The sequence below is a fragment of the Microbulbifer taiwanensis genome, assembly GCF_014904815.1.
In the GTDB taxonomy this organism is placed as follows: Bacteria; Pseudomonadota; Gammaproteobacteria; order Pseudomonadales; family Cellvibrionaceae; genus Microbulbifer; species Microbulbifer taiwanensis.
The window spans coordinates 42,957-68,320 of record NZ_JACZFR010000023.1 but is presented as its reverse complement, the minus strand read 5'-3'; the positions used below and the strand labels follow the sequence as shown (position 1 = coordinate 68,320).

Here is a 25,364-nt window from a genome sequence, read left to right as displayed (position 1 = left end):
CCCTGGCCCCCCCCTGTCTGTCCCCCCCCCCCCGGGGGGGGGGGCGGCCCGGTGCGGCACTAGGCCGCAGGCAGGAAGTCGATCGGGTAGAGAATGGTGATGGTCGGCACACCGGCCTTGGCACCGAAGTTGAACCGCTTCACCCGCATCAGGATCTTGGTGTTCAGCGCCGGCGAATCCATATCGCTGGACTCGACCTTGGCCAGGGATACGGAGCCGTCCGGTTCGATGGTGATCTTCAGGACCATCTTGCCCTGCAGCGCCGGGTTGTTGCGCAGTTCGCGGTTGTAGATGCGATACAGCGCGGCCTTGTAGCGGTCGAAAACGATCTGGATCTCCTCGTCGGTACGGGACGGGCCCACACCATCACTGAGCGGCCGGTCCTCGCCGGCAAAGTCACCCTCGGTACCGATGGAGCTCTCCACCCGGGAGAAGGCCACGCCAGCCAGCGCCGTACCGGTACCACCCGCGTTGCGGCTGAGTTCGGCGGTATTGATACCACCACTGCCGGCTTTAGCGGCCGCAGTGATAAGGGAACGCTGACTGCGGTTCTCCTTCTTGCCCGCGGTGCTGAGCTGGGTCTGCTGGCCGAGACGGTTGTCCAGGTCGTCCTCGATCAGATCCTGGAAATTGTCCTTGAAGGCCAGAACTCCCGCGCGCTCGGCTTTCTTGCGCGCATCCTTTTTCTCCGCCTTGGTCGGCTTGGGATCCTGCTTGGCCACCTGCTGCTTGGGCTCGGGCTTCTTCTCCTCGCTCTTCGGCTTGGGCTTCTCCGGCTCCGGCGGCGGCTTGGGCTTGGTCTTCTTCTCGATCACCAGCTTGGCCAGGCGCTCGGGAATCTCCACCACTTCATCCTTGTCCGGCTCGGGCAGGGTCCACAGCGGCACCATATAGCCGAGAAAAAGCGCTATCAGCAGTGAGGCGAACAAACAGCGGCGGAAGCGACGCTCGTCTTCGCCCTGGGTGTGCCAGGGCATCACCATGGGCCGGTATTCCGGCGTTTCGAACTCGCGCGTTACCTCGAACTCGAAGCGGGATTCTTCCTGCTCGCGGCGCAGGTTCTCGGCGCGCTCGTCCAGCGCGAAGATCTCATCCTCGCAATCCTCGACCTTCTCGCACACCCTGCGACGGCGCTCCAGCAGGAGATCGAGATTCGCATTGTAGATACTGACCGTATGCTGGATGCGGCGAATGACTACCTTGGACGAGTCCTCGCGGTAGTCTTCCGCCCAGAAGAGTTCACCTGCACCGGCTTCTTCCAGCCTGTTGAGACGGTCCGAAATCTCGTCGAGCAGCTGGTGCTTGCTCCCGTCCTTGCGCAGCTCATCCAGTTTGGCATCGATCTCCCGCTGCTCGCCCTCGAGCAGGTGCAGGCGCCGGCGAACCGATTCCAGCTCGCCGCTGACCGCTTGCTGTAGTTGAAGAAAATTACTCACAAACTTCCATTAACCTTGAGATGCTTTCTGAATGACCGCCAGGGAAACTTTGGTGTAGCCCGCATCTGTACAGCTGGACATCACTTTCTTGAGCAAGCTGAACGGAATGGTCCTGTCGGCGAGAATATTCACTTCCGGCGGCAGCTGCTCCTGTAGCTCGCCCTCGGTGGCGCCCTCTTCTCCAGCCACCGCTGCAGCGTCATCCGCATTGGCAACGAGCAGCGCCTTGTCCAATTCTGCGATCATCGCCTGCTTGATGGCCTCGATAATGTTTTCCTCACTGCTGAGCACTTCTTCGGTGGCAATGACCGAGGTGGATTCAACGAGTATTTCCTTGTCCGTCACCATCAGGGTTACAGTTTCCCGCGGCTTGGTCTCCACCACCGAGTCAGGCAGGGTAATCGCCTTTGGAGGCTCCAGCGCTTCGTTGCTGGAGGTGTTGGTCAGCAGGAAGAACACCAGGATGGTGAATACATCCATCAGCGAAGTCAGGTTCATCCCCGAAGTTTTCTTGCGCTTGTGGCTCCGCGCCATGCGCTTCATGCGTCGGCTTTCACGCTTCACGGCGCATCTCCTATGGATATATCCGGGAAAAGTACAACGTGCTCAACGGCCTCCGGGTCATCGGGATCACTGCCTTCCTCACGCACATCGACCCCGCGCACGGCATCCATCACACCGACCAGGTGCTCATAGGCAATATCCGGTTCCATCAGCAGGATGGAATCGGTTTTTTCCGGGTAGCTGCCTTTGATCTGGAGCAGAAAGCGGCCCAACTTATTCAGGTCGTATACCTCTTCGGTGGGAAGCACCACCAGCCCTTCCGGCTCTGCTGCTTCGGCAGCATCCGCCGGCGTCTCGGCCCCTTCGCCCGGCTCGGCCACATTCAGGTTTGCAAAGCGCGCGATCACCTTCTCGCCGTCGCTGATTTCCAGAGCGTCCTTGCGTACCACCACTTCCACGGTAACCTGGGGGTCGTCCGGAGCGCCGCCACCGGCACCACTCGGCATATTCAGTTCCAGGATGGTGACCCGCGAGAAGACCGCCGACACCAGCAGGAAGGGCACCAGCACCACCATCAGGTTCAGGAAGGCGGTGATATCCAGCTCCGGAGCTTCTTTGTTTCTCCCTTGGCGCCGCCTTCTCATTACACTTTTTCCACTTGCTGGTCTTCGGCAGCTTCAGTTGCAGTGGATTCCCCCGTCGGACTCTCATCGATGGAAGCGTTGTCGACATCTGCATCCGCAGTGGAAGACTCATCGTCTTCTTTAGCATCCGTAGCCGGGGCAGCGTCGATTTCGTGGCGACGGCGGGTGGAGGTGGAGATCAGGTTCAGCGCCTTGACCGAGGCCATTTCCAGGCTGTCGATGATTTCGCCGGTCAAGGAGTTAAGCAGCGCGTGCACGATCAGCAGGGGGATACCAGTCATCAGGCCGAAGGCGGTGGTGTTCATGGCGACGGAAATACTGGCAGACAGCAGGTCGGCCTTCTCCGCCGGATTGGCATTGGCCACCGCAGTAAAGGCCTCGATCAGGCCCATGATGGTACCCAGCAGGCCGAGCAGAGTGGCGATATTGGAGAAGAGGGCCACATAGGGCGTGCGTTTTTCGAGCTGCGGAATAATTTCCATCATGCTCTCTTCCATCGCGATCTCGATATCCTCACGACGACGCACCGTGCCCTGGCGAGCGAGCCCCATGGACAGCAGCTTGCTGACGCTGGAGTTGTCCTGCTTGACCAGGTTCCGCGCGCGGTCGAAATCGCCGGAGGCCAATACCGGCTGCAGCTTGTCCCACATGGCGCGGTTGGTATGGCGCTCGTAGATCAGGCGGATATAGCGCTCTGTCGCCACCGCGATACCCAGGGCGGCCACCACCAGAATGGGATACATGAAAGTACCACCTGTCTGGAAGAACGCGATTACGCTATTGAAAAAGTCCATTACAAACCCTCTTAGAAAATACTGCGGTAATTTGTGTCAATAAATCGATTCAGAATGCCAGGCTCAGTCGCCGGACAGACTCAACTCGTAAAAATCCAGCTCGCGCATAAAAACTTCTTTGTCCAGGGGCTTCAGCTTGTCATCCATCAGGCTGGAGACAAGGTCGCTCTCGACACCCACTTCGGAGCTCTTCCATGGCACTATGTAGAGCGACTTGGGCGCTTCCTTATTGCCGATAATCGAGATGCCCGACAGCTCCTTGACCTGGTTATCCACTTTTTTCTCTTCTGCCTTTTCGGTCTGTGCTCCTGCGACAGAAGCTGACAGCCAGAGAGAAATAGCCAGTGAGATGGCGACTTTGAAATTCAATGATTTCATTGCCCCGCCCTCCTTTTGAGATCGGCCATCCAGATGGCGACGTCTTTGTCGTCCGGATCCAGACTCAGGTACTGCTCGAATTGTGCCAGAGCGCACTGGAGATCTTGCAGATAGAGATCACACAATATGCCGAGATTTTTCACCAGCGGCAGGTAATCTGGATTTTTTGCCAGTGCATTCACATAAATTTTCCTGGCTTCGGCGAAGCGGCCCTGCTTGCGATACAGAACCGCCAGCTCGTTGGTCGCCACCGCGTGCTGCGGATCAATCTCCAGCGCCTGCAGGAATGCCTCCTCTGCATTTTTCTCGTCGCCACTCTTGTAATGGGCGATACCGAGATTGATGTAAGGCGCCGGCAGCCGCTTTTCGCGCTCCACAACTGACTGCAGTAGCTCTATTGCAGCAGTAAAATTTTCCTCGCGCAGATACTCCAGAGAGCGCTCAAAGTCCCGGTTGATACTGCCGGACACGCGCACCGAGGAGTAATCGGAGACCCTGCCGCCACCTGTCGGCGTGCTGGCACAGGAGGCCAGCAGCAGAGACAGCGACAGCACCGCCAGTTTTTTCAGTAACTCTCCCCCGGAAAATACCCTCATGTTCCTTTACCCCTCACCGCCGGAAAGCGTACTGCCGGCACTGGCCTGCTCCGCCGCTGGTGCCATAGGCACTATGCTCTGCAAGTAATCGCCGGCCTCTTCTGCCCGCGCATAGCGCGCCGGCACCAGGCCGGCGAGCTTGCCGATACTCCTGTCTATCCAGGCGTTGTAGATGCCGACGCCCAGCAGTTCGACATTCTTTTCGTGAACCGAGATAGCCTTTTCCTCGAACGGGTAGATCTGCTCTTCCAGCGCCAACTCATACTCCTCGAGTTCCAGCGCGCTCAGATTGGTGGGTCGCTCCGATTCCTTCAGCGACTGACTGAAATGTAAGTAGATTTCCGCCAGGTAAAAGGTCGCAGCCGCGGTCACATCCGCAACCTGGTAATCGATCAGGTCAGAATAGACACTGATGGCGGCCTTCATGCGCCGGCGCTTCTCATTCAGGTTACGCTCGAGCGGCGCGACCAGGCGAACCTGGGTAAAGGCATCGAAACTGGGTTCGGCCAGCAACAGCGCCGCATTGCCTGCCAGGTAGCGGGTGCGGTCGTTGCGCGCATTACCGCCGCGCAGCTCTATGCGCACCATTTCCCGCAGCTCATCCAGATAGCGCTTATGCTCCCCGGACGCCTTGTACAGATCGGCGATTTTCTGTCGTGTTTCCAGCGCCGGCTCCATCGGGCTGGGGAAGAGCTTCACGTAGCGGCGCAACACTTTCAGGGCTTTATCATTGTCTTTGGCTGCGCCGTAGAGATCGGCAGCCTGGGTGAGCGCCTCGCGGCGAACATCGTCATCATCCGACTCCCGCTCTATGCGCTCGAATTCCGCCGCCGCCAGTAACAGTTCGCCACTCTCCTGGTAGACCACGGCGAGCTTCTTGGTGACATCCTTGATCAGCTTGTGTTGCGGAAAATTCTGGCGGAAGCCGTTCAACACCGTCGCCGCCTGTGTCCAGTCCTGCAGCACAATCAGCGAGGCCGCTGCATCGTACTCGGCAGTTGCCAGTAGGCTGGCTCCGGGAGCCGCCTTGCGAATGCGCAGGAAGTGACTGGCCGCGGTGGAGTGGTCCTCCTGCTTGCGTGCCAGATCGCCCTGCTGGTAAATGGATGCCGCCAGGTTATCTACCAGGCCACTCCTGTCCTTGGCGTCCACCGCGGTCAGCACCAGGGCCTCGCCGTAAGCGGCTTCGGCATCGACGAAGGCCTCCGTATCGAAGGAGGCGTGGGCCACCAGCATCCACGCGGAGCGGCGGATCTCCTGTTCCGCAGCAGGGAATTTCTCCAGCAGCTGCCTGCCGTTGTGGATCGTCTGCGGGAAGTCCTTGAGACCATAGAGATCCTCGACCGCGCCCACCATAATCTGCGGCGCCTTACCGTGATCCGGGAAGGTTTCGGCAAAAGTAAGCGAGGAGCGGATGATCTCCCGCAGCAACGGAGCGCGTTGTGTCGCCTCCGCGCTCTTGAAGTTATTCGCAAGGTGCTCGCGATAGGCGTAGACAGCGGCATAGCCGGCCTCGCTGGAGTCCTTGTGCGCGGGATACTCATAGGCTGTGCGCTCATACTCCAGCGCCGCGCCGTGAAAATCGCGGTTTTCCAGCATCAGCCCGGCGAGCTGGTAGTTGATCTCAGGCGCGCGCGGCTTGTCACTGAAGGACTGCAGGTAGCTGCGGTACCAATGGATCGCCTCCCGGTAGTGCTCCGCCTTCTTGTCCTTGAGCTTTTTGTTCTGGTAGGCGGCGTGATAGTGGCCCGCCAGGTCGATCAGGTTGCTCTGCAGGAATTCGACCACTTCGCCGTATTCGTTGATATCGAATACGGACCAGTATTGTGCATTGAGCGCATAGGTAGTGGCGAATTCTTTCTTGGCGTCGAGAACCAGCTTGGGAAAGCCGCCTTTTTTGTAAATCTCGATCACGCGGATGGAGAAATCCGCGGACACCTTGTGCAGCGGATTGAGCTGCACAAAGGCGTTGTAAGACTCGGCCGCGTCCTGGTAGCGGCGCTTGTCCAGGTAGTATTCACCCAGGTGACTGTACACCATGGATTCGTACTGGCGCTGGCCGTTGCGGGAGAAATAGTCCGCGATCGACTCGGCACCACCAAGATAAGAGAAACTCAGGCTGACGACGCGGAAGGTGTCCTCGACATGCTTGCGCTCGACGTCATTGGTCTGCTGCTCGAAATCGTAGCCCTGGGAGACCTTGTAATCGAGCATGGCGACATAGTCGTTCAGCGCCATCTCGTACATTTCCTGCTTGAACAGGGACCAGCCGCGCTTGTATAGCGCCAGCTCATAGAAACTGGAACCGACACCTATTCCGATGACCTTGCCGTAGGCCTCCTCCGCATCCAGGTATTTCTTGCGCGTGAAATAGTATTCGCCGAGGCGGAAATAGGATTCGTCGATATGTCGTGAATCCGGATACTTGGCTACCAGTTGCCGCAACACGTCCACGGCCGCGTCTATCTGCCCGGTTTCCTCGTAGGCGCGGGACAGCTGGTACATCACCTGGTCGTTGCGATCGTACAGCGGGTACTTGGCCAACAGGTCCCGGTACAGGCCGATGGCCTCACGCGCATTGGCGGACAGCATTGCGTCGGGGTTGTCTCCCGGCATTTCCAGCACTGTTTCGTCCGCGGCGATATCGATACTGGCGCTGGCGCGGGCCTCGAAATCCCGATCCGACTCCTGTCCGCTGCTGGCTATGCTGCTCGCTGAAGCGGCCTGCGCGGTAGCCAGGGGCGCACTGGCGCGGGTTGGCGCATCCAGTCTGTTCGCCTGCTCGCTGCTTTCCGCATCGATGGCAACCACCGCACCGCTGCCCGCCGCCGCACTGACAGCCCCGTCAAAGGCCGCATCTTCAGCCCGGTGCGCCTGTTTTATCTTCAGATCGGCTATGCGCCGCATCGCCTCCGGTGTCAGGCTGGTTTCCGGTGTCTCCTGCAGATACTTCTGGTAACTGGCCAGGGCCTTCTCCAGGCTGCCGTCGATATACTCCTCTTTGATCTCGATATCGACTTTCTGCAGGCTGCCGATGGTCTTGCCGCTATTGACCGCGCAGGCGTTAAGCAGCAGTGCCATGGAGGCAGCGGTGGCACAGCGCCGCACCACGACGGCATTCATCGGGGCGCGCTCGTTAAAGGGCTTCACTGTTCACCCCCGTCTTTCTGCGGCGCTTCAAGTTCCGGCGGGTTGTCCTGCGGCAGCGGCTCTGGCTGGTTGGCGCGGTGCTGTTCTACCTTCATCTGGTCGGCGCGCTCTTCCTGCAGTTCGTTGGCGCGATCGAAGCTGTCCGCCAGGGCGAAACGGGCTTTGATCTGGTAGCTCTCCAATTGTGTGCGGCGGCGGTCCAGTTCATTGACCGCGAGGGTTTCCAGCATATTGCCCTGCCGTGCCATCAGCGTATCCAACCGCCCCTGGGTGTTCTGAATCTGGGCGCGCAGGCGGCGAATGGTGTCGTTGTAGCCGATGTAGCTGTGCGTAGCCGCCTGGCGACTGCGCACGTAGGATTGATAGACAGTCTGCAGCTGCTCAATTTCTGCATTCAATTCCTGCAGGTGCTTGTAGGCTTCCGTCAGGCGATGGTCGTACTCTGTTGCCAGGCGCCAGTCGAGCACACCATCGAGACGTGCAACCCGCCGTTGCGTGGCCGCGGTAAAACCGCCCGGACTTTTTGCCATCAGCTTGCGCAGGCTTTGCAGCTGCAGGCGCGCCTCCTGTTCTTCGGCTTTCGCCAGGTGCTCGGGGCGGCGGGTGACCAGCATCTGTTCTATGCGGCTGGCAAACCGGTCGCGCTGCTCTATGCGCAGCTTGATGCGCGCGTCCAGCTCGCGGAACCTCTTATCCAGGCCCGGCAGCAGCGGTTCGTAGTAGGCGCGGCGCAATTCGATAATGTCTTCGTAGGCCGACAGGCTGTCGAGCCACTCTTCGTTGCGTTCGAACAGGTCATTGAGATCGCGGTAATTGCGCAGGAATTCCTGATAGTCGTTGGACGCCATCAGGTCGAGCAGGTAGTGGGTTTCCGGCGCGTCGGGCAGTTTGCGCAGTGCCACCACCCAGTTTTTCACCTGGGCGGCCTCCTTGCGGCGCAGCGCCTCGAGAAATTTCCCCTCGCGAATACTCTTGATAGATGCGCTCAGGGTGTCGATTTCATTGCCGAAAGACTCCAGCGCGCGACCGTAGTTAATCGCCGCGGTACTGTGCACGTCCAATTTGCCGTAGGCATAGGGCACCGCGAGCATCGCCTCGTGCACCGATTCATTGGTGTTCTTGCGATCCTGCAGCAGCTTCCAGGGAACCAGGGCGCGGTCGTAGCGCCCGGCTTTGGCTTCCACCCAGCCGGCGCCGAGCAGGGCGCGGTTGGAAAAGGGACCCTCCAGATTCACCCTGTCGAAATAGGGTCTGGCCAGCTCCAGCTGGCCGGCTTCCATCAGGTGCGAGCCCAGCAACAGGTTGGTCTTGTCGTAGAGTGCCTGCCTGGCGGTATCGGAACTGCGGTTTTTGCCCAGGGAGGTCAATTCGAGGATACCGCGCTCCTCCTGCCCCGACTTGAGCTGCGCAATACCCAGGTTGTACTGCACAAATCCGTCCAGTGACTCCTCGCCTTTCAGGTCCCGCAGCAGTTCCACTGCCTCCTCAAAGCGGCCCAGCTCCATGTAAACCCGCGCGCGCAGAAACTGCTCCTCGGCGCGCACCCGTTCCGGCACCCGCCCCTCGATCATGTCCAGGGCGTGCAGGGCATTGCTGGGCTGCTGTTTGTGGTAGTGGATTTTCGCCAGGCGATAGGCGGCCTCGTTGCGCACCGGTTGCGGCACATTGCCTTTCAGCACCGCTTCGATGGCGCGACCGGCCTCGCGGTGCATGCGGTAGGAGAGTTCCAGGTCACCGACGGAAAATTCGGCCTGCCCCAGGTGCGCGCTAAAAGGATCGAGTTCCGGCTCATCCAGTCGGCGGTACTGATCCAGCTCGGCATCCAGGTCGACAATGGCGTCGAAAAAATTCTCCTGGTAGGCCTGGAACATGGCCTCGCCGAAGAAGAGATCCTCGAGCTCGTCTTTCCCGTCATCTCCAACTGCGGCGGGGCTGCACAGCAGAGCCAGCGCAGGGACGAATGCCAGCAGCGAAACCGGAACAGCGCCGCGCAATGCAGATACCAGTCGGAGGTACATGGTTACCAGTCCTTGAAATTAATCGCGGACTCTGCCCCGGCAATTTTGATTTCGACAAACTTGGGCCCTACGGCTTTGTCTACCCGGTAGCTGGCATTGGCCCGGTGCTCTTTGCCCGCAGGCGACTTGCCTATAAAGCTCACTTCGAGCGGATGGCTCCCGGTTTGCACATTGCCCGTGTAGATACGTTGTACCCCACCCTTCTGCAGCGCCTCAATTTCGCGGAAGGTATAGAGATGGTGGGCAACGATTTCATCGTTCAGCTTGAGCTGCACCGCCTCCAGGTCAAATAGTTGCGCATCTGCAAAAGAAACAAAAAATGAGACCTGGGTATTGGATGGAAAGAGTAATTTTTCCTCCAGCTGCGTCAGTTCGGCCGTCAGATCGATCACGTCTTTTTTGACATCCTGGATCTGCTCATCGAGACCGCGAATCTCACCGCGACTGACACTTTGCGCATTAACAATACCCGCCAGCAGCAGCAAAATTGTTAACTGTAGAATTCTGACCATATTACCTACCTCTAACCCTACCCCTAACAATGAGCGCCGGCGACGCCACAGCCAGACCCCGACCGTCGGGAAACACCTGTAGACAAGGGACTTTCAGTCAGCGGGATTGTATTGCAATCCGGGTGCGGCCAAATGTGAGACAGGTCAAATCTCAAGCATCCCGGCCCAGCGGTTTTTTCCGCGAACGCGGAGAGAGTTTTAGCGGGAGATAGATTGAGGGGGGTTAATTGCAGCGACATGGCATGCACGACGACCCGAAACAGTGATCGCGTGCGCAGTTAGCCAGCAGGACTTTCCAAAAATGTGAATTGCGTTCGCCAACAGTCACAGGGTCGACACGCACGCTGCAGTCGGGAAGAAGAAGAGATTGTCGCTGCATGTCCGCGGAGTAACCGCACACACGGCAACCGGATTCCGAGGTCGCTCAATGGCAACAAAAAAAGGCACCCGCTTTCGCGAGTGCCTTCTAAAATGGTGCCCAGGGCGGGACTTGAACCCGCACGGCCATAGGCCACTACCCCCTCAAGATAGCGTGTCTACCAATTCCACCACCTGGGCAAAAACTGTTACTGCTGCTCGTCTCCCTCGACCGGGATCTCGCCAGTATCTTCTTCCGTTGCCGGAACCTCCGGAATGTCGCTCGCCTCGGGCTGCGCATCCAGCTGCGGGATGTCATCGCCGTCGATTTGCGGCAATTCGCCCGGCAGCGGTTGCTCAATCGCCTCAGGGATCTGCGGAAGGTCGGCATCGATATCTGTTTCGGCACCCTGCTTGGCCAGCAGAGCCAGGCCGAGACTGGTCACGAAAAACACGGTAGCCATGATGGCGGTCAGGCGCGAGAAGAAGTTACCGCTACCCTGGCTGCCGAATACAGTCTGGGAGGCGCCGGCGCCAAAGGAGGCACCCGCTTCCGCACCCTTGCCCTGCTGCAGCAGAATCAAGCCGATGATACTCAGCGCAGTCAGTATATGTACGATTAAAACCAATTTTTCCATTTTCTGGAAACTCTCTACCGGGGTTCCGTGAACCCGTTATTCAGTATTCTCTAATTCCGCTGCCGGATCAGCGGTCGGCGGCGTGACAAATTCTGCTGAATTCTTCCGCATCCAGCGAGGCTCCACCCACGAGGGCGCCATCTATATCCACCTGGGCAAACAGCGCTTCGGCGTTGGCGGCTTTCACACTGCCTCCGTACAGGATCTGCACCGCGGCACCGGTTTCGCCAAGTTGCTCGCGGATAAATCCATGCACCTGCTGCGCCTGCTCCGGCGTGGCCGTTTTACCGGTACCTATGGCCCAGACCGGCTCGTAGGCGATCACGGCACGACTCCAGACATCATCGCCAGCGGCCTCTGAGACCGCCTGCAACTGGGCGGCAACCACATCCAGCGTGCGCCCCTCTTCCCGCTCCTGCAGGGTTTCCCCCACACACAGGATCGGAATCAACCCGGCCGATTTGGCAGCGACAAACTTGCGCGCCACCAGCGCACTGCTCTCGCCATAGAGGCTGCGACGTTCCGAGTGCCCCACTATCGCATAGCGAACGCTCCAGTCCAGCAGCATATCCGCGGACACCTCGCCGGTATAGGCCCCGGACGACTCTTCACTGAGGCTCTGAGCCCCGGTGGAGAAACCGGCCCCCGCCTTTTCCGCCACCAATGGCAGGTAGGGATAAGGAGGACAGATGACCACCTCGCAGCCAGAGCCCTGCAGATCGAGGGCGGTGAAAAACTGTTCGGCGAACGCTCGGCTGCCGTTCATTTTCCAGTTAGCTGCTACCAGCGGTGTGCGCATGTGTGCTCCTTCAAGGGGCGCAAATCTTAGCGATATTGTCGGGGAATGTAAATGCGGAATGATGAATGATGAATGCGGAATTCGCGGAGTGGCTCACTGCTATCGGGAAGCTTCGCGGCCGCGCCCAAAAATTGGGGGCTGCCTAAGGCTCAATCGCGGCCAGCGGCCGCTCCTACAGCACGGAGTCGGCGCGCGTATTCCGCATTCATCATTCCGCCTTCATCATTCATTCCCAACCCGCTCGACGACAATGGAGATCTGCTTGGCCAGCTGCTCCACCTGTGCGCCATCCCGCCCCTCGACCATGACCCGGATCAGCGGTTCGGTGCCAGACGGGCGCAACAGCACCCGGCCGCTGTCCGCCAGCTGGCCTTCCGCCTCGCTGACCGCGGCCTTTACATCCGCGTGGTCCAGCACCCCGTCGCGATGGGCCAGACGCACATTGATCATATGCTGGGGCAGCATTTTCATGCGCGTCTTCAGCTGGTGCAAGGGCTCGTCAAAGTCACAGACGGCGCGCAACACCTGCAGCGCGGACACTATGCCGTCACCGGTGGTGGTGGCATCGGCACAGATGATATGGCCCGAGGATTCGCCACCCAGGGTCCAGCCGTTGGCGTGCATCTTCTCCAGCACGTAGCGGTCACCCACCTTGGCGCGCTCGAAGGGAATCTTGCGCTCGCGCAGGGCCAGCTCGAAACCATAGTTGCTCATCAGCGTGCCGACCACGCCGTTGCAGCCGCCGAGAAACTGCTGGCGGTGCATGGCGATCATAAACAATAGCTGGTCGCCGTCGATCAGCTCGCCATCCCTGTCGACGAAGAGCACCCGGTCGCCATCGCCATCGAAGGCGATGCCCAGGTCGGCGCCGCGCTCCCGCACTGCCTGTTGCAGCTGCTGGGGCTTGGTGGAGCCGCACTCCAGGTTGATATTGAGACCGTCGGGGCTGACGCCGATGGTGGTGACCTCGGCCCCCTGCTCGCGGAACACCTTGGGCGCTATGTGATAGGTGGCGCCGTTGGCGCAGTCCAGCACTAGTTTGAGCCCATCGAGGGAGAAGCCCCAGGGAGTGGAGGCCTTGCAAAATTCGATATAGCGCGCGGCGGCGTCGTCGATACGCCAGGCCTTGCCCAGATTGGGCGAGGTTGTCATCGGCAGGTCCAGTGCCGCTTCTATCTCCAGCTCCACCTGGTCCGGCAGCTTGCTGCCCTCGGCGCTGAAGAACTTGATGCCGTTGTCCTGGTAAGGGTTGTGGGAAGCGCTGATAACGATGCCCGCCTGAGCGTGGAAGGTGCGCGTCAGGTAGGCGATGGCCGGGGTGGGCATGGGGCCCAACAGGCCCACGTCGACACCGGCATTGATCAATCCCGCTTCCAGTGCCGCCTCGAACATATAGCCGGACACCCGGGTGTCCTTGCCGATCAGGATCCTCGGGCGACCGGGGCGCTTGCTGCCGGCCATGTCACCCAGCACCTTGCCGGCGGCATAGCCGAGGCGCAGCATAAAGTCTGGAGTAATTACCCCCTCACCCACGCGCCCGCGGATGCCGTCAGTGCCAAAATATTGTCTCGCCATTTTTTACTTCTCTCGTTCCTTATTGATGGGCAGGCCGTCGCGCGCCTTTACCCATCATTGACTCGGGTTGTCTACCAACTGCTGCATCTTGAGCACATCCACCGTGGCGGCGACGTCGTGCACGCGCAGAATCCTGGCCCCGCGCTGTGCCGCCAGCATCGCCAGGGCCAGGCTGCCAGGAAGACGCTCGTGCACTTCGCGGTTCAGCAGTCGGCCGACCATCGACTTGCGCGATACCCCCACCAACAGTGGGATATCCGATGGCGACCCATTCCCCAATTTGCCAAAGAAAGCCAGGTTCCGCAGCAGTGCCAGGTGGTGTTCGTCATTTTTGCCGAAGCCAAAACCGGGATCGAAGATGATCCGCTCGCAGTCGATACCCACAGCCCTGCAGGCTTCCATACGATCGAGCAGGTAAGCGCCCACTTCTGCCACCACATCGTCGTAGTGCGGGTCCCGCTGCATATTGCCGGGCTGACCCTGCATATGCATCAGGCACACGGGCAGATCGGTGGCCGCCGCGGCCTCCAGCGCACCCGGGCGCTCCAGGGCGCGCACATCGTTGATCAGGCCGGCGCCGGCCGCAGCCGCTGCGGAAATGACCGCCGGCGTGCTGGTATCGACGGAGACGAGCGCGTCCAGATTGGCATTGATGGCCTCAACTACCGGCACCACCCGCTCCAGCTCCTCCTGCTCGGACACGGGGGCGGCACCGGGGCGGGTGGACTCGCCGCCGACATCGATGATGGCCGCGCCCTCACCCAGCATCTGCTCCGCGCGCCGCAGTGCCAGATCCAGATCCAGGGCACCACTGGCAAAGTAGCTGCCGCCGTCGGAAAAGGAGTCAGGGGTGGTATTGAGAATGCCCATCACGACCGGACGGGTCAGGTCGAGCGAGCGCTTGCCACAGGTAATTTTCATAGACCGATACAAAAAACGGAACGCTGAATGCGGCAGGAGCTATCCCTTTCCACATCCAGCATTCCGCATTCATCTTTCCGTTATTAGTGTCCGTTCAGGGGGCCGCCGACCGGGTTGCCCTTGTCCGCCTCGGCGGCGGCGCGGTCGGTGTCGTCGGCGGAGCCGCTGCCACCGGAACCGAGATCGCTGTCATGCCAGTCACGCGGCGGGCGCACCTTGCGCCGCGCCATCAGGTCATCCACCTGCTCTGCATCCAGGGTCTCGTATTCCATCAGCGCGTCTTTCATCGCCTCGAGAATATCGCGATTCTCCTCCAGCAGTTTCTGCGCGCGGTCGTAGCAGCTGTCGATGATGCGGCGCACTTCGGTGTCGATCTCATTGGAGGTATTGCCAGACACGGGATTGCCGTGACCGGGCTGACCGCTCTCGTCCTCGCCATAGTGCAGCGGGCCCAGCTTCTCGGACAGGCCCCACTTGGTGACCATATTGCGCGCCAGCTCGGTGGCCCGCTCGATATCGTTGGAGGCACCGGTGGTCACACCGTCGAGGCCCAGGGTCATCTCCTCGGCGATACGGCCGCCGAACAGGGAACACAGCTGCGACTCGATAGCGCGTTTGGACAGGCTGTACTTGTCCTCTTCCGGCAGGAACTGGGTAACACCCAAAGCGCGGCCGCGGGGAATGATGGTGACCTTGTGTACCGGGTCGTGCTCCGGCACCAGGCGGCCGATAATCGCGTGACCGGCCTCGTGGTAGGCGGTGTTCACCTTTTCCTTTTCATTCATGACCATGGACTTGCGCTCGGCGCCCATCATGATCTTGTCGCGGGCGCGCTCGAACTCCTCCATGGTCACTACGCGGCGGTTGGCGCGCGCGGCGAACAGGGCTGCCTCGTTGACCAGGTTGGCCAGGTCGGCACCGGAAAAACCCGGCGTGCCGCGGGCAATGGTCTGTGCGGATACCTTATCGTCCACCGGCACCTTGCGCATATGCACCTTGAGAATCTGCTCGCGACCGCGGATATCCGGCAGGCCGACAAACACCTGGCGGTCGAAGCGCCCCGGGCGCAGCAGCGCGTGGTCCAGCACGTCCGGGCGGTTGGTGGCGGCGATGACGATCACGCCCTCGTTGCCCTCAAAACCGTCCATCTCCACCAGCAGCTGGTTGAGTGTCTGTTCGCGCTCGTCGTGACCGCCGCCAACGCCGGCGCCGCGATGGCGACCGACAGCGTCGATCTCGTCGATAAAGATGATGCAGGGCGCCTGCTTCTTGGCCTGTTCGAACATGTCGCGCACGCGGGAGGCACCCACGCCGACAAACATCTCCACGAAGTCGGAACCGGAAATGGAGAAGAAGGGCACCTTGGCCTCGCCGGCGATGGCCTTGGCCAGCAGCGTCTTACCGGTGCCGGGAGGACCCGCCATCAACACGCCACGGGGGATGGCACCGCCCAGGCGCTGGAATTTGGACGGATCACGCAGGAACTCCACCAGTTCCTGTACATCCTCTTTCGCCTCGTCCACGCCCGCCACATCGGCGAAGGTGGTTTTGATCTGGTCCTCGCCCAGCAGGCGCGCCTTGCTCTTGCCGAAGGCCATGGGGCCGGAGCGACCGCCGGCACCGCCCTGCATCTGGCGCATAAAGAACATGAACACGGCGATGATGATCAGAATCGGGAAGCTGGCCACCAGCAGCTGTTGCCAGATACTGGGAGACTCGGGCTCGCGGCCGACGAACTGCACATTACTGCGCACCAGCTCATTGGTCAGCTCGTCGTCGATGATCTGCGGCTGTATGGTCTTGAAGCGGCTGCCGTCGGCCTTCTCACCGGTGATCACCAGCCCGTCCACGAGCACACTCTTCACCTGGCCCGCCTGCACATCCTGCACAAAGTCGGAATAGCTGAGCGCCTCATCCCGTGACTGCGGTTTGAAGTTCTGGAACACCATCAGCAGCACCGCCGCGATGATCAACCACAGTACAAGGTTCTTTGCCATATCGTTCAAAGGGATAGCCCTCTCGCTTTCGCACTCACTTTCGAAATCCATTCACACCAGGCGTCCACACCAGTATAGGCAGGGCACCCCTGTCTCCCGGCGTCACAGGTACGCTTATACCATACAAGGGACAGCGGCCAGAAACGGCCCGGACAATTGTCAGCCCCTGAAGCCCCGCGCCACCACATAGACCTCGCGGGAGCGGGGCCTGGATGCACCGGGCTTGCGGGTCACAACGCTGTTGTAGCTGCCGCGCAGGTCGCGGATCAGCTGGTCGAAACCCTCGCCCTGGAATACCTTGGCGACGAAGGCGCCGCCGGGTTTCAGTACCCGGCTCGCCATATCCACCGCCAGTTCCACCAGGTACATGGAGGCCGGCTGGTCCACGTCACGCACTCCACTCATATTGGGGGCCATATCGGAAATCACAAGGTCCGCCATGTCATCGCCGAGGTGCTCGAGCAACCGGTTCAACACCGACTCCTCGGTAAAGTCCCCCTGCACGAACTCGACCCCGGCCAGGGGATCCATCGGCAGTATGTCGGAGGCCAGCACCCGGCCCTTGTGACCGACCAGTTCCGCCGCCACCTGGGACCAGCCACCGGGCGCCGCACCCAGGTCCACCACCGTCATGCCCGGCTTGAACAGCCGGTCCTTCTTCTGCAGTTCCTGCAGCTTGTAGCTGGCACGGGAGCGGTAGCCCTCCTTCTGGGACTGTTTGACGTACTGGTCGTTGAAATGTTCACGCAGCCAGCGGTGGCTGCTCTTGGATCGGCCCATCGGGTACAATACTTCCTAAATTTTCTCCGTAGGAGCGGCCCATGGCCGCGATCAGTGCCTATAGCCGGCTCCGATCGCGGCCATGGGCCGCTCCTACAATTTATAGGTACCCACATTGTGGGCATGGAGTATTGTATGCCTTTAACCGCCGACCGCAAAAAAGCCCTGCGCACCCTGGGCCACAACCTCAAGCCGGTGGTGACCATCGCCGGCAAGGGCCTGAGCGAGGGGGTCATGGAAGAGCTGGACCGGGCGCTGGAGGATCACGAGCTGATCAAGGTCAAATTGATGATCGCCGACCGCGAACTGCGCCACCAGGTGATCGGCGAACTGTGCCAGCAGAGCGGCGCCGAGCTGGTGCAGGAGATCGGCAAGATTGCACTGATCTACCGCCAGGCCAAGAAACCCAACGCCAGGCTCTCCAATCTACTGCGCTGATCCGCCAGACAAAAGCGGGGCGGCCAGGTCGCGGTCAGCCCCCATTTCCCGTGCAACCGAAACTTCGAGTCCATTAATACGCCATCCCACCTCCTCCCCCGGCAATAGTTCCTAATATTTAGGCGACGATCCCGATCGCCCTTTGCGGGCGCCACCACCCCAGGGAGTGGATGCACCATGAAGCCCGCCCCAGTTGCCCTGTATCTATGCCTTTTCGGCACCGTCCCGTGCAGCAACAGTTTCAGCTCAGACATGCCGCCCGCGGCGGAGGTCTGCGCCGGCTGCCACGGCGTCTACGGTCAGGGTCTTGAAAAACTGGGGCCGCGCATTGCCGGTCTGTCAGCCACCTATATCAGCGAGCAGGTGAGGCACTTCCAGGTCGGCGAACGCCGGAATGTCAGCATGCACACACTGGCGATGGAAATCGAAGGCGAACCCCTGGCACAGGTGGCCAATTACTTCGCAGCCCAGTCGGTGAGACCCGTCACCATTCTGCGGCGCGGTGAGAAAATACTGTTTACAGACCCCGCCGAGCGGCTGGCCTACCAGGGTGACTGGCCGCGCCTGTTACCCGCCTGTGTCTCCTGCCACGGCCCCTCCGGTACCGGAGTGGGCGATATCCCGCGGCTCGCCGGCCAGCAGGCCGACTACCTGCGCAACCAGCTGCGGGACTGGCAACAGGGGCGGCGCAAAGGCGACAGGGACGGCGTTATGGCCAATATCGCCGGCAAGCTGAACGATGACGAAATCCGGGCCCTGTCCCGCTATTTCGCCGAACTTGAATGAGAAAGCCGCCGTGAAACGGAAGTTGCCCGCCGCCCTCATCACCGCGTTCAATGCTGCAGCCATCACCGCAACGCCCCTGGCGGCCCAGGAAATACTGGACCGCCAGGAGCCACTGCCGCCGCCAATAGAGGAGATGCACCCGGTCATAGTCCCGCGACCACTGGAGCGGATACCGACGGGAGAGTTTGGCGACAAGGTGCGTCTCGGCTACCGGCTCTTCGTCAATTCCCAGCTGCTGCGCGACCGCTATGTGGGCAACGACCTCAGCTGCGTGAACTGCCATATGGACGCGGGTCGGCGGGCCAACTCGGCTCCCCTGTGGGCGGCCTACTTCGCCTATCCCGCCTATCGCAAGAAGAACGACAAGGTGAACAGCTTCGCCGAGCGGCTGCAGGGCTGTTTCACCTACTCCACCAATGGCGAGGGTCCCCCGGTCGGGGGGGCTGAGGCCATAGCCCTGTCCGCCTACGCCTACTGGCTCGGCATGGGCGGCCTGATGGATTTTTACGAACTGGATGGGTCTGTGCCCGCCATCAGCGACGAGGAACTGGTCAAAGGAGGCAGGCGGGAGGACTTCCCCATGCCGGTCGCCCTGAAGAAGGCACTGCCGGTGGACAAGCGCGCCGCACTGGCCGGACGCGGCTACCCGCCACTGCAAAACCCACCGGAAGCCTACTCACCGGAGCGCGGACAGCAGGTCTACGTCGAACACTGCCTTCTGTGCCACGGCGCCGACGGCCAGGGCTTTGCCAGTGCCGGCGTCCACACACTGCCGCCCCTGTGGGGACCGCAGAGCTACAACTGGGGCGCAGGCATGCACCGCATCAACACCGCCGCCTCCTTCATCTACGAAAACATGCCGCTGGGCAAAAGCATTCAGCTGACACAGCAGCAGGCCTGGGATGTGGCCGCCTATATCAACTCACGGGAGAGGCCGCAGGATCCCAGGTTCCTGGGTGACGTGGAAAAACTGCGCAAGAAGTATCACCACCATCAGTGCTATTACGGGCAGAGCCTTGATGGTGGTGAAATACTGGGCAGCGAGGCCTTTGCGGATTTTCCCAGAAGAGGCGATTAGGGGGCGCGGAATCCGCACCCCTTTTCCTTTAATTGTCCGCGGGCACGCACTTGGCTTCCAGCAGCTCCCAGCGCTCGCCGTCGGCTGCGCGCTCCAGCCAGCAGCGGTCGCCGCTAAGCAACAGGCGGAACTTCTTCGGCATTTCCCGGTTACGCCCCTGAAGGGGGCGCTGCTGCAGATCCTGCGGTGGATTGCGCTCTATTACTAGGACGCTCTCGCGCGTCAGCGCGTCCTCCGCCAGGGTAACCGGCGCTCCGCCCAGCGCCTCTGTCACCAGGCGTTGCAGTTCGGCGTGGCTCTGCGGCGTGGCTTCGGCAATCACAGCCGGCTTCTCATCACCTTGGGCCGGCTGTGAGTTGCAGGCGATCATGGGGGCCAGTGCGGCCAATACCGTGGCTGTCGCTACTTTTCTCATAGCTGCCTCATCTCCCCATCAGCAAGATACGGTTCTGCCGCCAAGGGCTCTTGGCGATGCGCCCCTCGCCGGCGGAGAGGCGGACTCCATACTGCGCCTCACCGGCAAAACTGTTGGCGGAAAACGCACCACAGCTGTCAGTCTCAATATAGTTCAGCGCGGTCGCGAGGCGCGCCTCGCCGACGTCGCCAAGCGGGCGGCTGAAATCGTCGCCCACCTCGCAGCCGAGCACTACGGCGCCGCCGTCGTCGTAACTGGCCGGGATAAAGCCGTCGGAATAGTCTCCGAAGCCCTTCTCATTGACACCGCGGAACTGAATCGAGAAATAGGTGGTGCCGCAGTTGTCCGTGGGATAGAAGCCATAGGGCTTGCCACAGGTCTGCTTGCCGATTTGCACCACGCCCACGCCCACGCCGCGCAGGCCGTTGATAATCGCCTCGCTGGCGGAGCAGGTGTTGGGACCGGTGAGCACGAAGACCCGGTCCAGATTCAGGCTCGGCAGCGGCTGGTTTTTATCCAGCGACGGCGAGAGACCGATGGTGACGGGGATAAAGGGTATCGGGTCCAGGGGTTCCTTGGTGAAGGGGTCCGTATCCGGGTGCTTGTTGTTGAACTCCAGCTGCTCAAAGGTCTTATTGGCAGTCCACTCCCCAGCGTTCCAATTGACTCCGGCTTGTTCGGGGCCGGCAATCATATAAGCGAGCTGGCTGGCAATTGCCAGGTAGCCACCGCCGTTGTAGCGCAGATCCAGTACCAGCTCGTCGATGCCTTTCGCACTTAATTGCTCCACTGCCAGCTTCAGTTCCTTTTCCGCGGTGGCTATATGGTCGTTGAACAGCAGATAACCCACCCGCTTGCCATTGGCTATGGTGATAACATCCTCATTCTCATTCTGCACCGGATCCGATGTGACGGCGCTTGCCGTCAGGGAAACGCTGGCAGTGGTGCCGTCCGGGTACTCAACGAGGAAGTCGTGGTTGTCACCGGACTCAGCGGGAAAGAAGACGGCGTTGAGAATATCCACACTCGCCTGATCCTCGGCATTGACCACATCCACACCGTCCACCATCAGCACCCTGGCGCCGCGGGAAATACCGGTCGGCCAGCTGTCCTCGCCGTTGCTGTAAGCCGCCAGTATCTGTCGCGGCGGTTTGGACTGGAGAATAGCCCACTGGAAGCCATAGCCCACCGCAACACCGGACTGGGACTGCTGGTTCCAGTCGTCCGTGGGCATCAGAAAATGAAATTTGTCCTTTTCGCCCCCCGTGGAACTGAGTTCGGTGGTTTTCAGCAGATCAAAATATTCGTGAGTACCGTGGTTGGCGGGATCCCGATCGGCAATCTCGTCGTACCACAGGTAGAAGTCGTTGCTCCAGGAGCGCAGCCAATTCCTCTCGTCAAGGGCTGTGCCCCGTATATCCTTATAGGGCGCATCTGTGGCCGGGTCGATACCGCTGCGGGGAGACTCGCAGCGGTTGGCGAAGTCATCGGCCGGTTGGAAAACGCCGGACTGCCAACCTACCGGCTCGTTATAGTTGTTGTCATTGTCGTTGCCGCTGTTACTACTATCTCCGCCTCCACCGCCACTACAGGCAGCGAGACAGAAAGCACTCAACGAAAGGAAAGTAGATAAGAAAAAGCGGCGGTAACCAGCCCCCATGACAACGAACTCCATTTTCTAATTAGTTATTCGAAGCCGGGAGATTATCACCACCACCCAATACAATCGACCGGAAAAAGTGTCCGACGATTCAGCCGCTGCGGGTACCAATGGCAGGGGGGGAAAGGTAACCGACGCGAATTCAGGAGGGGGAAGAGAGGAGGGAATTGCGCCGGCCCGGGGCCGGCGCCAGCACATCCCTGTGCTGTTTAATGCGGACGCTGCATTATCAGGTAGCGACGGCCTGCTGGCGGCCGCCAGTGGCCGCTCCCTGACGGGAGCTCTCGGTGCTCAGCTTACCCAGTACGCTCTGCAGGCTGTCCTTGGCATCGCCGAACAGCATGCGCGCGTTCTCCTTGTAGAACAGCGGGTTGGCGACACCGGCGTAGCCCGAGGCCATGGAGCGCTTGAACACGACCACCTTGCCGGCCTTCCAGACCTCCAGCACCGGCATACCGGCGATGGGGGAACCGGGTTTCTCCACCGCGTCCGGGTTGACGGTATCGTTGGCACCGATCACCAGCGCCAGGTCGGTACTGGGGAAGTCACCGTTGATCTCATCCATCTCCAGCACGATATCGTAAGGCACATTGGCCTCCGCCAGCAGCACATTCATATGCCCGGGCAGGCGGCCGGCTACCGGATGAATGCCGAAGCGCACCGTCTTGCCCATCTTGCGCAGCCTGTCGGTCAGGTCGCTGACTGCCTGCTGGGCGTGGGCCACGGCCATGCCGAAGCCGGGCACTATGATGATGCTGTCGGCCGCTTCCAGGTCCGCCGCCATCTCGTCGAAACTGGTGGCCACCACCTCGCCTTCAATCTCGCCCTCTGCCACTTCGCCACCGTCGGAGCCGAAGCCGCCGAGGATCACGCTGACGAAGGAGCGGTTCATGCCGCGACACATGATGTAGCTCAGGATGGCACCGGAGGAGCCTACCAGTGCACCGACCACGATCAGCAGGTCGTTGCTGAGCATGAAACCGGTGGCCGCGGCGGCCCAGCCGGAATAGCTGTTCAGCATCGAAATCACCACCGGCATATCCGCACCGCCGATGGCGGCGATCAGGTGAATGCCCAGCAGCAGCGCAATCGACGTCATGATCAGCAGATTGATGACCGTGCCCGCACTCTGATCGGCGGGAATAAACTGGGCGCCCAGCACCACGCAGGCAATGATCGCTATCAGGTTCAGCCAGTGGCGCGCGGGCAGCATCAGCGGCTTACCGGAGATCAGGCCCTGCAGCTTACCGAAAGCCACCACCGAACCGGTCAGGGTAATGGCACCGATAAAGACACCCAGGTAGATCTCGGTGTTGTGCACTATGTGCTCGGCACCGGTCAGGGACAAACGCGGATCCAGGTATCCGCCCCAGCCGATCAGCACCGCAGCCAGGCCGACGAAGCTGTGCAGCAGCGCCACCATCTGCGGCATCTGCGTCATGGCCACACGCTTGGCCAGCGCCAGGCCCACGACCGCGCCCACCGCCATAGCGGTAGCCACCATCCAGTAGGCGCCGGTAGTGATACCAGCCACGGTGGCGATAATGGCCACGGCCATACCCACCATACCGTAGACATTGCCGCGCCGGGCCGTCTCGTGGCTGGAAAGTCCGCCGAGGCTGAGAATGAACATCACCGCGGAGAAGAGATAAGCCATGGAAATCATACCGTTCATCATTACTCTCCCCCCTTAGCGCCGAAACATTTTCAGCATACGATAGGTGACGAAAAAGCCACCGAATATATTGATACTGGCAACCAGCACACCGATAAAGGCGAGCAGTGTCACCAGGCCCGAGCCAGTTGCGCCCACCTGCAGCAAGGCACCGACGATGACAATGCCGGAAATCGCATTGGTTACGCTCATCAGCGGCGTGTGCAGCGCGTGAGTCACATTCCAGATCACCTGCCAACCGATGAAGATCGCCAGCACGAAGACGGTGAAGTGGGATACAAAGTCCGGCGGTGCAACGCGGCCGAGCCACAGCAACAGGCCGCCGGCGACCAGCCAGAAGGCCAGTATTGATAGCGGTGACTTTTTCTTCGGCGGCTGCTCCTCGACCACCGTCGCCTGCGGCTCAGCCTTTTTCTCCGCGGGTTTCGGCTGCGCTGAGATCTTGGGCGGGGGCGGCGGCCAGGTGATTTCGCCGGCCTTGACCACGGTCGCGCCGCGGATCACCTCGTCGTCGAAATTGATATCAATTTCGCCGTTTTTCTCCGGGCTCAGTTCACTCAGCAGGTGCGCCAGGTTGGTGGCGTAAAGGCTGGAGGACTGGGTGGCGGCGCGGCTGGCCAGGTTGGTGTAGCCGATAATGGTGACACCGCTCTTGACGACTTTCTCGTCGGCCACGGTGTAGTCGCAGTTGCCGCCCATCTCCGCAGCCAGGTCCACCACTACAGAGCCCTCGGCCATGCTGTCGACCATATCCGCGAGCCACAGCTTGGGCGCCGGCTTGCCCGGAATCAGGGCGGTGGTGACAACGATATCCACCTCCCTGGCCTGCTCGCGGAACAGGGCCATCTCCGCCTCGATAAATTCCTTGGACATCTCCTTGGCGTAGCCGCCGCTACCGGAGCCCTCTTCCTCGATTTCCACGGTGAGGAATTCGGCCCCCATGGATTCCACCTGCTCGCGCACCTCGGCGCGGGTATCGAAGGCGCGAACAATCGCCCCCATACTCTTGGCGGTACCGATGGCGGAAAGTCCGGCAACACCGGCGCCGATCACCAGCACCTTGGCCGGTGGAATCTTGCCGGCGGCAGTGATCTGCCCGGTAAAGAAGCGGCCGAAATTGTGCGCCGCCTCTATCACCGCGCGGTAGCCGCCGATATTGGCCATGGAGCTGAGCGCATCCATTTTCTGCGCGCGGGAAATTCTCGGGACTGACTCCACCGCCAGGGCATTGATCTTCCTGTCGGCGAATTTCTGCAGCAACTCTGCATTCTGTGCCGGCTTGAGGAAAGCGACCAGGGTCGCGCCCTCCGGAATCAGCGCCAGCTCCTCATCGCTGGGCGCCTGCACCTTGAGCACCAGGCCGGCGCCCTCCAGGCAATGTTTGAAATCCTTGCGAATTTCGGCCCCGGCTTCGATATAGGCCTCATCGGTAAAGCTGGCCTCTGCACCAGCCCCTTTTTCCACCGCGACGGAAAATCCCAGATCGCGCAAACGCTTCACGCTGTCGGGCGTGGCCGCTACCCGCGACTCCCCCGGAGCGGTCTCTCTCGGTATGGCTATGATCACCGCTTTGCTCCCTCTCAATTACTGTTTTTTGAATTACCGCTAAATCTATCCTTTTAGTTACATTTGTTATTATTGGTCTGACCAATTTAAAAGGAATTCGAGTGTAAACCCACACTGCGAAGATGAAAAGAGACTAAATGGAATAGTCGGGATTGGTGTTGCTTATAGGCGAAACCCGCGATCTACAATGTCCCCTACCATTTTTCCAGCGCGTCGCTGTCACTTTGCCGGGCCTCCACCCAGCGTTCGCCGTCCGGTCCCTTTTCCTTTTTCCAGAAGGGCGCCCGGGTCTTGAGAAAATCCATCACAAAGGCGCAGGCCTCCAGTGCCGCCTGGCGGTGCGGCGCACAGGTGCCGACAAACACTATGTCGTCGCCGGCGCCCAGGCGTCCCACCCGGTGCACTACACGCACCCGACCCAGCGCCCAGCGCCGCTGCGCCTTCTCAGCGATATCCTGCAGCACCCGCTCGGTCATTCCCGGGTAGTGTTCCAGTTCCATACAGCTGACGGCGCTGTCCAGGTTGAAGTCGCGCACCGAGCCGACAAACATCGCCGTGGCACCGTCGGCCCAGTTGCCGTTGCGCAGGCCGGCGTACTCGGCGCCGACATCGAAGGCCTGCTCCTGCACGGATACGGAAACGCTCAC

General features: G+C 60.7%; 23 protein-coding genes and 1 tRNA gene. 3 read left to right on the top strand and 21 right to left on the bottom strand.

The annotated features are described in order from the left end of the window. Positions 1-59 precede the first annotated feature (59 nt). From IG627_RS07990 to rlmE, 16 genes are all read right to left on the bottom strand, one after another. Positions 60-1,436, bottom strand: a complete 1,377-nt coding sequence (locus IG627_RS07990; RefSeq protein WP_193191825.1) for an AgmX/PglI C-terminal domain-containing protein — start codon at positions 1,434-1,436, stop codon at positions 60-62. Positions 1,437-1,445: 9 nt separating this feature from the next. Then, on the bottom strand, positions 1,446-2,000 hold the full coding sequence (locus IG627_RS07985; RefSeq protein WP_319024524.1) for an ExbD/TolR family protein: 555 nt from the start codon (positions 1,998-2,000) through the stop codon (positions 1,446-1,448). Continuing rightward, positions 1,997-2,584, bottom strand: a complete 588-nt coding sequence (locus IG627_RS07980) for an ExbD/TolR family protein (RefSeq protein WP_193191824.1) — start codon at positions 2,582-2,584, stop codon at positions 1,997-1,999. The genes IG627_RS07985 and IG627_RS07980 overlap by 4 nt, the downstream gene beginning before the upstream one ends. Continuing rightward, positions 2,584-3,378 carry a MotA/TolQ/ExbB proton channel family protein gene (locus IG627_RS07975; protein ID WP_226864838.1) on the bottom strand — a complete coding sequence of 265 codons (795 nt, stop codon included), beginning with the start codon at positions 3,376-3,378 and terminating at the stop codon, positions 2,584-2,586. Before IG627_RS07975 ends, IG627_RS07980 begins: the two co-directional genes overlap by 1 nt. Before the next feature lie 63 nt (positions 3,379-3,441). Further along, a complete protein-coding gene (locus tag IG627_RS07970; protein WP_193191823.1) occupies positions 3,442-3,756 on the bottom strand; it encodes a hypothetical protein in 315 nt (104 codons plus the stop codon). Continuing rightward, complete coding sequence (locus IG627_RS07965) at positions 3,753-4,352, bottom strand: tetratricopeptide repeat protein (RefSeq protein WP_193191822.1); 600 nt, start codon at positions 4,350-4,352, stop codon at positions 3,753-3,755. The genes IG627_RS07970 and IG627_RS07965 overlap by 4 nt, the downstream gene beginning before the upstream one ends. Positions 4,353-4,358: 6 nt before the next feature. Further along, a complete protein-coding gene (locus tag IG627_RS07960) occupies positions 4,359-7,502 on the bottom strand; it encodes a tetratricopeptide repeat protein (protein ID WP_319024523.1) in 3,144 nt (1,047 codons plus the stop codon). Next, positions 7,499-9,520 (bottom strand): tetratricopeptide repeat protein, encoded by a 2,022-nt coding sequence (locus IG627_RS07955; RefSeq protein WP_193191821.1) that lies wholly within the window; start codon positions 9,518-9,520, stop codon positions 7,499-7,501. Before IG627_RS07955 ends, IG627_RS07960 begins: the two co-directional genes overlap by 4 nt. A gap of 2 nt (positions 9,521-9,522) precedes the next feature. After that, the gene (locus IG627_RS07950) at positions 9,523-10,032 is read right to left on the bottom strand and encodes a hypothetical protein (protein ID WP_193191820.1); all 510 of its coding nucleotides are present in this window, start codon (positions 10,030-10,032) and stop codon (positions 9,523-9,525) included. Positions 10,033-10,504: 472 nt separating this feature from the next. Continuing rightward, positions 10,505-10,590: transfer RNA gene (locus tag IG627_RS07945), tRNA-Leu, on the bottom strand. 8 nt (positions 10,591-10,598) lie between these two features. After that, on the bottom strand, positions 10,599-11,027 hold the full coding sequence (gene secG / locus IG627_RS07940) for a preprotein translocase subunit SecG (protein WP_193191819.1): 429 nt from the start codon (positions 11,025-11,027) through the stop codon (positions 10,599-10,601). Positions 11,028-11,094: 67 nt separating this feature from the next. Then, positions 11,095-11,826 (bottom strand): triose-phosphate isomerase, encoded by a 732-nt coding sequence (gene tpiA / locus IG627_RS07935; protein ID WP_193191818.1) that lies wholly within the window; start codon positions 11,824-11,826, stop codon positions 11,095-11,097. 222 nt (positions 11,827-12,048) lie between these two features. Further along, complete coding sequence (gene glmM, locus IG627_RS07930; RefSeq protein ID WP_193191817.1) at positions 12,049-13,401, bottom strand: phosphoglucosamine mutase; 1,353 nt, start codon at positions 13,399-13,401, stop codon at positions 12,049-12,051. A gap of 54 nt (positions 13,402-13,455) precedes the next feature. Then, entirely contained in the window at positions 13,456-14,322 is an 867-nt protein-coding gene (gene folP, locus IG627_RS07925; protein ID WP_193191816.1) for a dihydropteroate synthase, read from the bottom strand. An 83-nt stretch (positions 14,323-14,405) separates the two neighbouring features. After that, positions 14,406-16,319: an ATP-dependent zinc metalloprotease FtsH gene (ftsH, locus tag IG627_RS07920; protein ID WP_193191815.1), complete on the bottom strand. Its 1,914-nt coding sequence runs from the start codon at positions 16,317-16,319 to the stop codon at positions 14,406-14,408. Between the two features lie 159 nt (positions 16,320-16,478). Beyond that, on the bottom strand, positions 16,479-17,099 hold the full coding sequence (gene rlmE / locus IG627_RS07915) for a 23S rRNA (uridine(2552)-2'-O)-methyltransferase RlmE (protein ID WP_193191814.1): 621 nt from the start codon (positions 17,097-17,099) through the stop codon (positions 16,479-16,481). A gap of 135 nt (positions 17,100-17,234) precedes the next feature. Between rlmE and yhbY the strand changes: the two genes are divergently transcribed. The 3 genes from yhbY (at position 17,235) to IG627_RS07900 (ending at position 19,401) form a co-directional block, all read left to right on the top strand. Beyond that, on the top strand, positions 17,235-17,537 hold the full coding sequence (gene yhbY / locus IG627_RS07910) for a ribosome assembly RNA-binding protein YhbY (protein WP_193191813.1): 303 nt from the start codon (positions 17,235-17,237) through the stop codon (positions 17,535-17,537). A gap of 177 nt (positions 17,538-17,714) precedes the next feature. Next, the gene (locus IG627_RS07905) at positions 17,715-18,323 is read left to right on the top strand and encodes a c-type cytochrome (RefSeq protein ID WP_193191812.1); all 609 of its coding nucleotides are present in this window, start codon (positions 17,715-17,717) and stop codon (positions 18,321-18,323) included. Positions 18,324-18,333: 10 nt separating this feature from the next. Continuing rightward, on the top strand, positions 18,334-19,401 hold the full coding sequence (locus IG627_RS07900) for a c-type cytochrome (protein ID WP_319024522.1): 1,068 nt from the start codon (positions 18,334-18,336) through the stop codon (positions 19,399-19,401). Positions 19,402-19,429: 28 nt separating this feature from the next. On the opposite strand, the gene IG627_RS07895 is transcribed toward IG627_RS07900, so the two are convergent. The 5 genes from IG627_RS07895 to moaE all read right to left on the bottom strand — a co-directional run bounded on the left by IG627_RS07895 (position 19,430) and on the right by moaE (position 25,364). Beyond that, positions 19,430-19,816, bottom strand: coding sequence for a hypothetical protein (locus tag IG627_RS07895; protein ID WP_193191810.1), 387 nt, complete (start codon positions 19,814-19,816; stop codon positions 19,430-19,432). A gap of 7 nt (positions 19,817-19,823) precedes the next feature. Then, positions 19,824-21,431 carry a S41 family peptidase gene (locus tag IG627_RS07890; protein ID WP_226864837.1) on the bottom strand — a complete coding sequence of 536 codons (1,608 nt, stop codon included), beginning with the start codon at positions 21,429-21,431 and terminating at the stop codon, positions 19,824-19,826. A gap of 274 nt (positions 21,432-21,705) precedes the next feature. Continuing rightward, complete coding sequence (pntB, locus tag IG627_RS07885; RefSeq protein WP_226864836.1) at positions 21,706-23,151, bottom strand: Re/Si-specific NAD(P)(+) transhydrogenase subunit beta; 1,446 nt, start codon at positions 23,149-23,151, stop codon at positions 21,706-21,708. A gap of 15 nt (positions 23,152-23,166) precedes the next feature. Then, positions 23,167-24,717, bottom strand: coding sequence for a Re/Si-specific NAD(P)(+) transhydrogenase subunit alpha (locus tag IG627_RS07880; RefSeq protein WP_193191807.1), 1,551 nt, complete (start codon positions 24,715-24,717; stop codon positions 23,167-23,169). Between the two features lie 194 nt (positions 24,718-24,911). After that, a complete protein-coding gene (gene moaE / locus IG627_RS07875) occupies positions 24,912-25,364 on the bottom strand; it encodes a molybdopterin synthase catalytic subunit MoaE (RefSeq protein ID WP_319024521.1) in 453 nt (150 codons plus the stop codon).

Coding starts and splice junctions, on each gene's coding strand:
- IG627_RS07970 (WP_193191823.1), bottom strand. CDS start 3,756: ATGAAATCATTGAATTTCAAAGTCGCCATCTCACTGGCTATTTCTCTC.
- IG627_RS07955 (WP_193191821.1), bottom strand. CDS start 9,520: ATGTACCTCCGACTGGTATCTGCATTGCGCGGCGCTGTTCCGGTTTCG.
- yhbY (WP_193191813.1), top strand. CDS start 17,235: ATGCCTTTAACCGCCGACCGCAAAAAAGCCCTGCGCACCCTGGGCCAC.
- IG627_RS07905 (WP_193191812.1), top strand. CDS start 17,715: ATGAAGCCCGCCCCAGTTGCCCTGTATCTATGCCTTTTCGGCACCGTC.
- rlmE (WP_193191814.1), bottom strand. CDS start 17,099: ATGGGCCGATCCAAGAGCAGCCACCGCTGGCTGCGTGAACATTTCAAC.
- ftsH (WP_193191815.1), bottom strand. CDS start 16,319: ATGGCAAAGAACCTTGTACTGTGGTTGATCATCGCGGCGGTGCTGCTG.
- pntB (WP_226864836.1), bottom strand. CDS start 23,151: ATGAACGGTATGATTTCCATGGCTTATCTCTTCTCCGCGGTGATGTTC.
- IG627_RS07980 (WP_193191824.1), bottom strand. CDS start 2,584: ATGAGAAGGCGGCGCCAAGGGAGAAACAAAGAAGCTCCGGAGCTGGAT.
- folP (WP_193191816.1), bottom strand. CDS start 14,322: ATGAAAATTACCTGTGGCAAGCGCTCGCTCGACCTGACCCGTCCGGTC.
- IG627_RS07965 (WP_193191822.1), bottom strand. CDS start 4,352: ATGAGGGTATTTTCCGGGGGAGAGTTACTGAAAAAACTGGCGGTGCTG.
- IG627_RS07950 (WP_193191820.1), bottom strand. CDS start 10,032: ATGGTCAGAATTCTACAGTTAACAATTTTGCTGCTGCTGGCGGGTATT.
- IG627_RS07895 (WP_193191810.1), bottom strand. CDS start 19,816: ATGAGAAAAGTAGCGACAGCCACGGTATTGGCCGCACTGGCCCCCATG.
- glmM (WP_193191817.1), bottom strand. CDS start 13,401: ATGGCGAGACAATATTTTGGCACTGACGGCATCCGCGGGCGCGTGGGT.
- secG (WP_193191819.1), bottom strand. CDS start 11,027: ATGGAAAAATTGGTTTTAATCGTACATATACTGACTGCGCTGAGTATC.
- IG627_RS07975 (WP_226864838.1), bottom strand. CDS start 3,378: ATGGACTTTTTCAATAGCGTAATCGCGTTCTTCCAGACAGGTGGTACT.
- tpiA (WP_193191818.1), bottom strand. CDS start 11,826: ATGCGCACACCGCTGGTAGCAGCTAACTGGAAAATGAACGGCAGCCGA.